Genomic DNA, 13,340 nt, shown 5'->3' on the forward strand with positions numbered 1-13,340 from the left:
TTTTTGTCTACATCGAATAAAACAAAAGAAAATGGTGATTACAATCACCATTTTCTTTTGTTGCTATTGCAAAGCGCTCAGTCTTCATCCACTGTTAACTGACCTTGCTCAAGAATACTATCTTTTACAACAGATGTTTTTGAACCGTCAATGTTCACTAAGAAGCTTGGTGCAAATGTAGAGTGGTTGTCTTCATAAAAGCCTCTATTTGTCATGTAGCTTGTAATAACGACATTATCGCCTTTTGTTTGAGGTACAGCAAAGTGAGAATACGTAAATGTTTTATCATTAGGATCTAAATCCATATGAAGAACTAATCCTGTATCATTTAAAGGCTTATATTTTCCTGTTAACGTATTTGAAACATAGCCTAGCATATACACATCATCTTGTCCGATTCCATCAATCGTCATTTTAGATCCGCGAGAATCGGTGAACAAGTACCATTTTCCATCTTTTTTGAAAATGTTTGCACGTTCAATTTCGTCTGTAACTGTGTTTGATGTAATAAGCGGCTTCATTACTTTTTTGAGCGTATAGTCATCATTTAACTCAATAATGCCCAAAGCTCCGTTTGCTAAAGAAGCTTTTTCTTTATTAGATCCTTCAAGAAGCTTTTTCTTTTCAGATTGGAAGAAAGGGTTATTTCCTCCGTAGTATGCTCTGTTATATAGAGAGTCTTCGCCTTGATAGCCATCTTCTGTTCCTGTGTTAGCTTCGAAAACAAGGTACTTATGTCCGTTGTCTTCTATGTAATGAGGATCTCTTAGCGTATGGTTATCCCCTGTGTCATAACCGCCTTCATCAATAAACTGCTGAACCGTTTGATAAATCTTTCCGTCACCGTCAAAGATTGACTTGTAATCTTCTACTCCGTCAACTTTTAACGTATTATCGTTTGGCTGAGACATGTTCACTTGAGCTGTCGTTAACGTTTGTTTTCCGTATTGTTTACCTGAATAATCCGTGTAGAACAAACGAACTTTACCATCTTTTGTTAACGTGGCAGAACCAGACCATTCTTGTGTTTGATTTTTAAGATGCGGGTCATTTGGAACGAATTTATCGCTGTCTTTAAACACTCTTCCAGCATTTTTCCAGCTGTCAATTGATTTGTCTCCAGCTTTTTTATAGAAAAGATAAACAGACGTGTCATTCGAATCTTTTGGATCACCTGCTAGGGCAAACACAATTTGATATCCATGATAAGTCGCTACGGTTCCATCAGCATTTTGTAATGGCCAGCTGTCCCATACATCTAAGTCAATTGTATTTCCCGATGCATCTTTTCCTTTAGCAGAAGCAATGTTTTTAATAGTTGATTCATCAAAAGCAGGAACTTTAAACTGATCACTGTTTTGCTGCTGTGGAATTTTCACCATATTATCGCGAGTAATATGCGAAATTCCGTAGCTATTATTAAAGTCTTTGCTGTCGTTTCCTTTAGCAAATGTTTGATATCCCCCGCCTACTAGTAGGGCTGCAGCCAATGTAGCAGCAGTTGTATGCTTAGCAACTCTTTTCATTTTCATATGTTTTCTCCTTTTGTGATTAGTAAAGAATATAAATTTATTAATTCAATTAGCTATCAAAAATCCAAAAACAGAACCGGTTCCGTTCAACCAAAAGATTACTTGGATAAATGCCGAAAGTCAAACATGCCAAATGTAGCTATTTCTCATTTCCAACTTTCTCCTTGAGCTGTAACTAGGACCAAAGTTTACGTGTAAGAGCCTTTTTTATGTAACCGTTTTTCCCACAAAAGTGTAAGGCTTTTTTTATATTTCAAACCACGATTTCCAGCCGTTGCGTTTTATACTTTCTACATGATTAAACACTTTATCTTTCCAGCATTGAAAGCGCTATTCCATTTTCTATACTTTCCGACCATTCTGTTTTCATCAATCTCTTGAAAAATCAGTACTTTTTTTATTAGCCGGACATGAAAACGTTCTATTCTTTTTCCTTTCTAAAGATTAGAATGATAATAATAAAGGTCTAAAGTATGTTTTTTAAAAAAAATATTCCTTCTTTTTACCTACTCATTTTTATCTTTTTTAATACATTATACGCTCTCCCTTTTTACAAAAGGGAGAGCGTATAATGCATTTTTTGAATATTAAGAGTCTAAACCAGTTGCTTTTCCTTCACGGCTGGAATCAGCTGCTCCAAATAAACGGCCGGTTTCTTTATCAATTTGAATACCTTGAACATTTCCGATTGGGAATGGCTCATCTCCAAAATTAAATCCCATGGCTTCTAGCTCTCCTTTGGCATTCATATCCACTCCGGCTTCCCAACCGATAAGTGATCCTGTACTATTAAAAATTCTTGGTTCTTCAATCGCTTCTTTTATATCCATTCCATAGTCTAAGACATTCATAAGCGTTTGAAACACAGACCCTACAATCGTTGGTCCGCCTGGAGACCCTAAAGTGAGTACCGGTTCGCTGTCTTTAAAAACGATGGTTGGGCTTTTACAGCTAACCGGACGCTTTCCTGCATCCGCTTGATTTAACCCTCCAGGAATAGCATCAAAATCAGTAAGCTCGTTATTGAGTAAAAACCCATGGTCTTTAACCATAATTCCTGTACCAAAAGGATGTTCCACAGTTGATGTACAAGCGACAATATTGCCCCAGCGGTCAACTACCGTGAAGTGAGTTGTTTCACTAAGCTCACGTTCAGGTTCATAAGGCTGACGTACAACATTCACTTTTTGGCCTTTCTCGTAATTCCACGGGTTGCCAAAATCAACTTTCTCATTTTTATGCTTCCAATTAATCAATTTTTGACGTTCCTTTATATATTCATCATTTAAAAGCCCTTTTAATGGAATATCACTGTAGGCTGGATCTCCAGAGAATGCAATTTTATCTGAAAATGCAATACGCATAGCTTCTGCAAACAAATAATACTTTTCCCAGGATTTCACGTCGTACTGAGACACATCAAAGTCCTCTAATAGCTTTAAGATTTGCAGCACGGTGGTTCCTCCTGCACTAGGCATGTTGGAAGAAGCAATCCGGTATCCTTTATAATCTCCCCACACGGGCTCATCGATCTTAATCTGGTATTCTTTCAAATCCGACAGTTCCATAAAACCGCCGTGCTCTTTGATCGTTGAAATAATGGCTTCTGCAATTTCACCTTCATAAAAAGCCTCAATACCTTTTTCTTGAAGAATGCGAAAGGTTTTAGCAAGATCTTTTTTATTAATCATATCTCCTTCTTGCATAGGCTTGCCGTTTGGGGAATATAGCTGCTTAGCATGTTCTCCTAATCGGTAGGCGTATGTTTTTAAAATATCTCCAAGAACCCAGTTTGTTTCCACACCTGCTTCTGCTGCTTTGGCAGCCGGTTCAATCAATTCAGCAAGGGGTTTTGTTCCATACTCTTTACGAGCTGCTTCCATCGCCTTTAAAATCCCTGGAATTCCAATTGCCGTTGCATGAGTAGAACGCTTTCTAAACGGAATAACTTCTTTATTTTCATCAAGAAACATTTCAGGATAGGCTGCTTTAGGAGCCTGAGAATGCCCGTCAAAAATTTTAGTTGTTTTGCTTTCATTGTGGTATACCATAAAAAAGCCGCTGCCTCCAATACCCGTCATCATCGGCTCTCCAACGTTGAGCCCAAACTGAACGGCAATTGCTGCATCAATTGCATTGCCTCCGGCTTTTAGCACTTGTTCTCCGGCGTCTGTTGCAATTGGATGAGCACTGGCTACCATTCCTGTTTTTCCAACCGCTGTTTCTCTTCTATATGAACTCTTTCCTGAACGAGATAAACTTTTGCCATTAATCATCTTTTACGACCTCCTAGTTACTTACTTTATCTGGGATATTGGTAAAATACCCTATTGCTTTTGAAATAAAACTGTTTAAATTTGTATTGATTACTTTAACCATCCTATTTATAGACCAATATCCCTAGCGTATTTTAAGCCTTTGAAAGCCGTAAAATAGAAAAAGTGCCAACCCTTTTTGTTTAAAGAAAAGGTTAGCACTTTTTGCGTTTTCTAACGTTTATACACTTTTACACTTGTACCCAAGCTACTTCATTATTTACGTTCAGCAGGTCATAAAGCTCTAGAAGTCTTCCTATTTCATAGGTTGAATTCCAATTTGTATCATTCTTTTTTTTCTGAGGATTAAACCAGCACGTGTCAATACCCGCCAGCTGCCCGCCTTGAATGTCTGCACTCAAAGAATCTCCAATAATTAATGTTTCATGTACGGACAACTCTGTTATACGTGAAAAAACATAATCAAAATATTCCTTCATAGGCTTTTGAAAGCCCGTATCTTCTGAAACAAATACTTCTTTAAAATAAGGATATAGACCTGAGTCCTGAAGACGCTTATATTGCGTAGCCGATACGCCATTTGTAACAACATATAACTCATAGTGACAGTTCAGGTTTTTAATTACCTCAATTGCTCCGTCAATTAGCTGATGACCATTGTTCAAATACGTTCGGTACTCCGCTTCAAGTAGCTTTCCGTCTTTTTCTATTCCATATTCTTTACATAGAGTAGAAAACCGAGTATTTACAACTTGCTCACGGCTTATTTTATTTTCTTCAAAAGCTGTCCATAACCCCTGGTTTATCAAGCTATAACGTTTTTTGCTTTCCTCAGTCAGCGGAATATCGTGGTTAGCAAAAAGAAGCTTTAAAGCCTGGTCTTCAGCTGCGTTAAAATCTAAAAGCGTATTATCAATGTCAAATAGCAGCGTTCGGTATGTTTTCATTCTTCTCTCTCTCCTTCAACTAATCTATTACTTTGTCTACTCGTATATATTGTCGTTTGCTAGACAGCTCAGTTTTTCCTTATCTTTGAGAATAATGGAGCCTTTCTTTTTTTCAATAACTCCTTGCGCTACAAATTTCTGAAGAACACGATTTAAATGCCGGTAAGTCGTTCCGATTAAGTTAGCTATATCTTTTAAGCTTTCTGTTTTTTGATTCATAACCAAATGCGATTCTTCACAAAAAATAGAGAGCAAGTAACTAGCCAGCCGCACTTCAACTGGGTACATTAAATTAAAGCTTAGCGAGTTCGATTTTGCACAAAACTTTTTTGTGAGCATTTCCAGTAAAAACGTCAGCAGCTGTGGATCATTGCTCGCATGCTGTTTTAATCGTTTGTACGGTATACCGATAACAACTAAAGGTGAAACGGCTTCAACCGTATTCATAATATCAACATCTTGTACATACTCAATATCGCCTATTACTTCAAGGGGCTGTTTAAAGGAAAGAACAAGCGTCTTGCCTTCGGGCGATATGGTATAAACTTTAACCTTGCCTTTCATCAATATGTACAAACAGTGAGACGCATCTCCTTGAGAACAAAGACGTTCCCCTGCCTCGACATCATACAATGACAAATGCGGTAGTAACTCTTTTTTGAAAACCGACTCTAATTTATAAGTATTTATATACTCCATCAGCTGTTTCTCACTCGTAATTTCCCTCATGTTTTCCTCTCCATCATAACGGTTTCTTTTATTAAACAATAACATTTCCTAAAACAAAAAGGACATATGTCTCAAATAAATTTTTAATTTTTACGTTATGTTCATAGCTCACTTTCAAGATAAATATATACACAAAAAAGACTCTAGCTTGTTCGCTTAGAGTCTTTTTTTGCTAAACGCTCTTTTTATTTCTACCGTATCCAACGTAAATAAAGACGCCAATCAGCATCCAGCCGATTGAATACATCCACGTTTTCATTGATAAGTTGAACATAAGAAAGATACAGCAAAGAATAGAAATAATTGGAATAAATGGTACAAAAGGTACTTTGAAACCGCGTTTTAGGTTAGGCTGAGTTTTTCGCAGAGTCAAAATCGAAAATGAAACGGCAGCAAACGTGACAATCGCTAGCATATTCGCTAAATCTGCCAGCTGTTTTAAATCAACAAAACCAGCTACAACAGCGCCTAACGCGCCCACAAGCCATGTGGATATGACAGGTTCGCTGTTTTTTCGGTTTACTTTCGCAAAAAGAGACGGCAATAATCCATCATGGCTCATTGACATCAGTATGCGAGGCACGACAAACAAATAAGCAAATACGACGGCCATAATACCAATAACCGCTCCTATAGATACAATGAGCGCTGCCCATTCTTGTCCTACACTATTGAGCGCATATGACAACGCATCACCTACGTTTAGCTCTTTATAAGAAACCATTCCTGTTAATACTAATGCAATTACTACGTAAATGACTGCACAAACACTTAGTGCAATCAAAATGCCTAGCGGCAAGTTTCTTTGCGGATTTTTCACTTCTTCTGCCGAAGTAGAAATGGCATCAAATCCGTTATAAGCAAAAAAGACGGAAGCTGCGCCTGCAAAGATTCCTTTCACACCAAAAGGGGTAAATGGGTGCCAGTTATTTGTATGAATAAAAAAGACGCCGACGGCTACAAATAAAAGAACAATACCTATCTTGATTAAAACCATTAAGTTATTTATTTTTTTACTTTCTTTTACCCCTCTTGTTAGTAAAAACGATATGCACAGCACAATAAATACCGCAGGAAGATTAATAATACCTCCACCGCTTGGTATGGCCGTGAACGATTCAGGAAGTCTAATACCAAATTCAGTAAGCACATTATTCACATAAGATGACCATCCGCCCGCTACGGAAGCTAAAGATACCGTATAACATCCCACGATGGACCACCCTATCAAATGCGCTACAAATTTTCCTAGTGAAACATATATGTATGTATATGCGCCTCCTGAACTTGGAATAGCTGAACCAAATTCTGCATAACACAGCGCAACAAGAATACAGGCTACTGCAGAAATAACAAAGGAAATGGAGACCGAGGGCCCTGCATCCCTCGCGGCAACTAACCCTGCTATAACCAGAACTCCTGTCCCAATAGTTGCTCCTACTCCCATCAAAATCACATCAAATAACCCTAGTGTCTTAGTTGATTCTTTTGCTGCATTTTCCTCTAACAGCTTGTTAACATCTTTTTTTGCAAACAGATTACTCATGATGACTAACCTCTCTTTATCTCATTACGAATGACTACTTTTTAGTGGTAGATCTTTCTATATATGTAACAGTGAATTATTTTACTACATTTAAATTTCTGTGTAAAATAATTTAGTTTTTTAACTTTTTAATGATTAAAACAAATTTACTAGTGATGTTTTTTTATAACACTATCATGATGTACCCGAACAGACTAAAAACATGTGTTAACAACTTTCTCAAAATTGGCTTCATTCATGATTGCTTTTGTACTATACTAAAGAAAAACTTCATAGGAGCAACGTAAAAGATGAACTTATTTTATTTTCTAAAGGGGTTAGTGATCGGTTTTTCCGTTGCTGCTCCCGTCGGTCCCATTGGTATTTTATGTATTAATCGCACGTTATCTAAAGGGCGATTACACGGATTTGTATCCGGGCTGGGAGCAGCTACAGCAGATGCTCTTTATGGATGCATCGCTGCGTTTGGCCTAACGTTCATTACAACCTTTTTACTGACCCAAAAGATTTGGCTTCAGCTGATTGGGGGATTATTTTTATGTTATTTAGGTGTACAAACCTTTCGTTCTCAACCTGCAGAGCACGCTGCCGCTGCTAAAGGAGGGGGTTTGCTTCGTTCTTATACATCCGTTCTTTTTTTAACGGTTACGAATCCAATGACGATCTTATTTTTTATTGGCGTATTTTCTGGTGTAGGCATTAGTAAATCAGCATTTGATGCTGCTTCTGCTTTGACAATGGTTGCAGGCGTATTTTTAGGATCGGCCTGCTGGTGGCTTTCGCTCAGTTTTGCTATTAGTCTCGCCCGGTCGAAGTTTACGAATAACAGCTTTATCTGGGTAAATCGTATTTCGGGAGCGGTTGTACTGACTTTCGGGATATTTGCGTTATACAAGTTGCTATAAAAAGTCATTTGTCTCCTTTTCTGGGAGCGAATAACTTGTTTAATAGAAAAGAATAATCTTAAAAAATACCCTAAACGCTGTCTTTTCTGTATAATAGATAAATAGAAAAACAGAAAAAGTATAAAAATGCTTGAAAACTACATACTCAATGATTAGTCTTCAAACATAATAAGGGGAAATAAAGCATGACCATTCTTCTAGTAGATGACAATCAAGTCAATCTATTTGTGATTGAAAAAATTTTAAAAGGCGCTGGCTACGATAACTGTGTGTCTCTTACGTCTGCCCATGCCCTTTTCGACTATCTTAACCTGGACGATGAGAACTCAAAAACGAATTCGGTCGATTTGATCTTACTTGATATTATGATGCCCGAAATTGATGGAATCGAAGCCTGCAGGCGAATTCAACAGGTAGAACGCTTAAAACATATTCCAATTATCTTTGTCACAGCTCTAGAAGACAGCAGCAAATTAGTAGAAGCTCTAGACGCCGGCGGAACAGATTACGTCACAAAGCCGATCAATAAAGTGGAACTGCTGGCTCGTATGCGGGTAGCTTTACGCCTTAAAGCAGAAATTGACTGGCACACGGAACATGAAAAGAAAATTCAAACTGAGTTAGATTTAGCTACGCACGTACAGCAAAACTTACTCAGTCCCCCTTTACGAGAGAAAGATATTCAAATGGAAGTTTCATATTATCCTTCTTTTAAATTAGCGGGTGATATGTACTATTGGCACAAAATTGACGAGCATCGGTACGGAATTATTCTTTTTGATATGATGGGGCACGGCATCTCTGCCTCGCTTGTTTGTATGTTTATTTCGTCTGTGCTCAGAGAAGCTATCAAGTCTCTCATAGACCCTGAGCAGGTTATTACAGAGTTGAATCGCTACATGGAATTATTGCACAGCGAAAAAGATGAAATCCCTTACTATTTCACTGCTATTTATTTAGTGATTGATACGGAAGCTAAGACAGTAGAATATGTGAATGCCGGGCATCCAGAAGGTTATATGTTAGTGGATGAACATACGCTTGTTCCTCTTCAACGAGGAAGCTGCCCTGTAGGATTTTTTGAAGAAATGGACGTTCAGAAATCAGTTGTCAGCTTTGAGAACGATGTGCAAATTTTGCTATTTACAGACGGAGCTCTTGAATCAATGGGCCCTTGCGAAAATGAATCTGCTCTTCGTCTTCAAAAGCTTACTGAACAAAAATGGACAAATCCGCAGGCATTTATGAATGAAATTTTTTCAGAAGAACAAAAATTAAATCAGCCTGATGACATGTGCGTGCTTATGATTCAAGCACAAGCAGAATAAAAAAAGACCTCATAAATGAGGTCTTTTTTTATTGCTTTTGATAGATGCGCTCGTTCCCTGCAAACTCGATATAAGAAGCTGCTCCTTCAGTAAAGCGAAGCGTTTCTTTATCGCCAAGCCCAAGAAATCCTTTTGCACACAGGCTTTCTGAAAATAAATTATACACTTGATTTTGCAGCTGAGCTGTAAAATAAATAAGGACGTTTCGGCAAATGATGACGTGAAATTCATTAAATGACTGATCCGTGACTAAATTATGCTGAGCAAAGATAATATTTTTTAACAGCGACGGATGAAAATATGCATAGTGATGATCCGTCTGATAATATTCTGAGAAGGCGTTTTTTCCACCGGCTTGAATATAATTTTTTGTATATGACTTCATTTTACGTAAAGAAAAGGCACCTTGTTTTGCTTTTTCTAATACATCTTCGTTCATATCGGTTGCGTAAATGACCGTTTTATCCATTAACCCTTCTTCTTCTAAAAGAATCGCCATAGAAAATACCTCTTCGCCCGTTGCACAGCCAGCGTGCCAAATGCGAATTTCCGGATAATCCTTTAATACCGGAATCACTTTTGTTCGAAATGCTTTAAAAAAGCTTGGATCGCGAAACATCTCTGTTACATTTATCGAAAAATCATTTAAAAGCTGATTCATAAATTCTTCTTCATGAATCGCTTTTTCTAACAATCGAGAGACGGTTGGAATACGTTCAATTTTCATTCGATTATAGACCCGGCGACAGATAGAAGATTTAGCGTACTGTCTGAAATCGAATCCTGTTAATCGATAAATAGCCGTCAGCAGTAAATCAATCTCTAAATCTGTTTTTTTATTCATAACTAAGTCTTCACTTAAATCTAGGTGCTTCATATCCATTTATGTTTCATACCCCGCTTAATTTACTAGCCATACACGCATAACGGAGAACAGCTGATTTAAATCTAAAGGTTTGCTGATATAATCTGATGCTCCGGCTTCCAAGCATTTTTCACGATCATTTTTCATTGCTTTAGCGGTTAGTGCAATAATAGGCAAATCAACAAGCTTTAGCTCTCCTCTAATTTTCTGCATCGCTTCATATCCGTCCATTTGCGGCATCATAATATCCATTAAAATGAGATCAAATGGTTCACTATTCTTCATCATTTCAAGACACTCTATTCCGTTATGAGCTGTCATAATGGTCATACCTTGTTTAGCTAGCGCAGTTTTTAAAGCAAAGATGTTGCGCTGGTCATCATCTACGATGAGCACTCGCTTATCCTGAAACACATTTTCATCATCTTGCAATGAAGGTTCAACTGGTTGTACAGGATGGTCAATTTCAGTTATTTCTGCTTCGGGTTCAGCTTCTTCTACAGATACTGCTACTTCTTCATATGCAAAATTTACTTTTTCATAGTCAACAAGACCGTTAGAGAGACTAGGAAGATAGAGTGTAAACGTACTTCCTTTTCCTACTTCACTGCTTAGGGAAATCCAGCCCCCCAATAATTTTGCAAACTCACTGCAAATAGATAAGCCAAGTCCCGTTCCTCCGTACTTGCGAACCGTAGCTCCATCCGCCTGCTGAAACGCTTCAAAAATAAGCTGATGCTTTTCTTTTGGTATACCAATGCCTGTATCAGCTACAGCTATTTCTAGCCAGCAATCCGTATCCACTGTACGCATAGCTGTTGTAAGACGATGGTCAGCTACTCGTTGAATGGATACTGTGACAGATCCCGATGCCGTAAATTTAAATGCATTTGATAAAAGATTTTTCACAATTTGCTGGAATCTCTTTTCATCTGTGTGAATGATGTCCGGTACATCTTGTGCCTTATTAATTTTTAATTGTACTTTTTTCTGTTCAGCAACGTGGCTGAAATTACGTTCAATTTGATCTGGAAGCTCACTCATATTCATCTCAGCAAGCAAGACATCTAGTTTTCCAGACTCTACTTTTGATAAATCCAAGATGTCGTTGATTAATGCCAACAAGTCTTTTCCTGAAGAATGAATAATACGAGCATATTCTTCTTCATCTTCAGATAGCGTTTTAGCCGCGTTTTCCTCAAGCATTTCAGACAAAATAAGAATGCTGTTAAGCGGTGTTCGAAGCTCGTGCGACATATTAGCAAGGAATTCAGATTTGTATTGAGAATTCAATTCCAGCTGATGCGCTTTTTCTTCTAAATCTTCTTTTGCAGCCTCTAATTCAAACGATTTTTCTTCTGCATCTTTTGTTCTTTCTTCTAGCTGTTCATTAATCATACGCAGCTCTTCAGACTGCATTTGCAGTTCTTCTGATTGTGTTTGAAGTTCTTCAGACTGAGCCTGGAGCTCTTCTGTCATCGCCTGAGATTCTTTTAATAGACGGGCAATTTCCATACGTCTGATTACACCATTGATAGTGAGACCAAACGTTTCAATCACTTGACTAATAAGTTCTTGCTCTAAAACTGTAAATTCGTGCAGCGATGCCAGCTCGATAACTGCAATTACTTCATCTTCAAACAAGACGGGTACAATAAAAATACTCTTAGGTTTTACGTCTCCTAACCCTGAAGCAATGAGCTGGTAAGTGTCAGGTACATCGTTTATGAGAAGGGTTCTTTTTTCTAAAGCAGCTTGTCCAATGAGCCCTTCGCCTATCAAAAAGCTCTCTCTTCCCGCGTCGCTTTTTCTATCTGCAAAAGCTGCTTGTTTAACGAATAGATCTCCTTTATCATTTTCCTCTCGAACATAAAATGCTCCGAGAGAAGCTCCTGTCATTTCTGAAACCGTAAAGAGAAATTTTTCCGCAAGCTTGTCTACAGATGCTATGCCTTGGTACATCGTTACAGCATGAGCAATGTTCGTTTGAAGCCAGTTTCGCTCTTCAATATTTTCTAACAACGCGTTCGTGGCTATCCCTAAATCTTTAATTTCATCATTAGATCGAACTTTAATTCTTCCTTTTAACTCGCCTTTTGAAGCCGTAATTCGTTTGATCGTTTGCGTAACTTCTTTAATCGTATTCACAATGGAATTGGACAAAACAATAGCGATAGCAAGTGAAATAAGCGTAACAAATAACAGCAAACCGTAAAGTCCAATTTTAATTTTTTGATTTTTCTCGTCTAACTCTGTTGCTCTTGTTTCAGTCGATTTTTTCTCTACATTTCTAAAAGAAGTAAACTGGCTGCGTATATCGTCCATATACTGGCGCCCAGGATCTTTCTCAAAAAACTGCTGAAGCTCTTTTGTATTATTTTCTTTTTTTAATGCAATGGTCGGTTCACCAGCGGCTTCAATCCAGTCTTGAATGCTTCCTTTAATCTTCTCCAGTTTCTCCTGCTGATTTGGATTATTATTTAGAAGCTGATACAGTGCATTATAATCTTTTTCCCAACTTGATGCTGCGCTGTTATAAGGTTCTAAGTAACTCGCTTCTCCTGTAATAATATAGCCTCTTTGTCCGGTTTCCATATCGAGCAGGTGTTTTTCAATTCGATTGGTCAGATCATGCACTTCAATATCATGATCAATGATAAAATTTCGTTCTTTTTGCAAAGATGAAATTTGACTGTTTAAAACAATAAATGCAATAAATAAACAGACAATAACAATTAAATATCCAATAATAATTTTGGATTTGATGCCAAACCTCATTTTCTTTTCCATAATGTTCCTACTTTCATTCTAGATATTCTTCTAGAAGCATTCGAAAAACATGTTTATTTTTGCCGCTGGACAATTTTACTTTCAGTACACACTCTCCGCTCCATCTTCCTTTACTTGATAGGGCTTCTCTCTTTTTCCTATCATTTCAACATTCCTATTATACACTCTATTTTTGTACAGAAGAATATTTATTGTACAAGAGGAAAAGATTAATTTTCCAGTTTGCAAATATCTATTTTCAAGCTGTCTATAAAAATAGGCCCATGCTGTTAAAAGCATGAGCCTATCTTACAATATTTTTGTACACAATAAGGTAATGAAAAGTAATTTATGCTTTGGGGAATCACATAAATCATGACAACATAGGTATAAATAAATACTTACATATGAAACGTAAAGCATTTATTAATTAAATTGTACTT

9 protein-coding genes are annotated in these 13,340 nt (G+C 37.4%); 2 read left to right on the forward strand and 7 right to left on the reverse strand.

From position 1 onward, the window contains the following. Positions 1-77: 77 nt before the first annotated feature. The 5 genes from sacB to LAV82_RS07110 form a co-directional block, all read right to left on the reverse strand. Positions 78-1,532, reverse strand: coding sequence for a levansucrase (sacB, locus tag LAV82_RS07090; RefSeq protein ID WP_499715796.1), 1,455 nt, complete (start codon positions 1,530-1,532; stop codon positions 78-80). Between the two features lie 587 nt (positions 1,533-2,119). Further along, positions 2,120-3,808: a gamma-glutamyltransferase gene (gene ggt / locus LAV82_RS07095; RefSeq protein ID WP_499715797.1), complete on the reverse strand. Its 1,689-nt coding sequence runs from the start codon at positions 3,806-3,808 to the stop codon at positions 2,120-2,122. 230 nt (positions 3,809-4,038) lie between these two features. Then, positions 4,039-4,755, reverse strand: a complete 717-nt coding sequence (locus LAV82_RS07100; protein ID WP_499715799.1) for a YjjG family noncanonical pyrimidine nucleotidase — start codon at positions 4,753-4,755, stop codon at positions 4,039-4,041. A gap of 36 nt (positions 4,756-4,791) precedes the next feature. After that, on the reverse strand, positions 4,792-5,484 hold the full coding sequence (locus tag LAV82_RS07105; RefSeq protein ID WP_013056257.1) for a Crp/Fnr family transcriptional regulator: 693 nt from the start codon (positions 5,482-5,484) through the stop codon (positions 4,792-4,794). 172 nt (positions 5,485-5,656) lie between these two features. Next, complete coding sequence (locus LAV82_RS07110; RefSeq protein WP_499715800.1) at positions 5,657-7,030, reverse strand: amino acid permease; 1,374 nt, start codon at positions 7,028-7,030, stop codon at positions 5,657-5,659. A 290-nt stretch (positions 7,031-7,320) separates the two neighbouring features. On the opposite strand from LAV82_RS07110, the gene LAV82_RS07115 reads away from it, so the two are divergent. Further along, a complete protein-coding gene (locus LAV82_RS07115; protein WP_211078074.1) occupies positions 7,321-7,935 on the forward strand; it encodes a LysE family translocator in 615 nt (204 codons plus the stop codon). Between the two features lie 185 nt (positions 7,936-8,120). Continuing rightward, a complete protein-coding gene (locus tag LAV82_RS07120; protein WP_211078075.1) occupies positions 8,121-9,263 on the forward strand; it encodes a SpoIIE family protein phosphatase in 1,143 nt (380 codons plus the stop codon). Between the two features lie 28 nt (positions 9,264-9,291). Here LAV82_RS07120 and LAV82_RS07125 read toward each other — a convergent pair whose 3' ends face one another. Both LAV82_RS07125 and LAV82_RS07130 read right to left on the reverse strand, forming a co-directional pair. Continuing rightward, positions 9,292-10,146: a CheR family methyltransferase gene (locus tag LAV82_RS07125; RefSeq protein WP_427126867.1), complete on the reverse strand. Its 855-nt coding sequence runs from the start codon at positions 10,144-10,146 to the stop codon at positions 9,292-9,294. An 18-nt stretch (positions 10,147-10,164) separates the two neighbouring features. Beyond that, positions 10,165-12,918, reverse strand: a complete 2,754-nt coding sequence (locus tag LAV82_RS07130; RefSeq protein WP_499715802.1) for a CHASE3 domain-containing protein — start codon at positions 12,916-12,918, stop codon at positions 10,165-10,167. Between the last annotated feature and the right edge of the window lie 422 nt (positions 12,919-13,340).

Origin of the sequence: Bacillus sp. ILBB4, assembly GCF_035064545.1 — a bacterium.
Classification (GTDB): Bacteria; Bacillota; Bacilli; order Bacillales; family Bacillaceae_H; genus Priestia.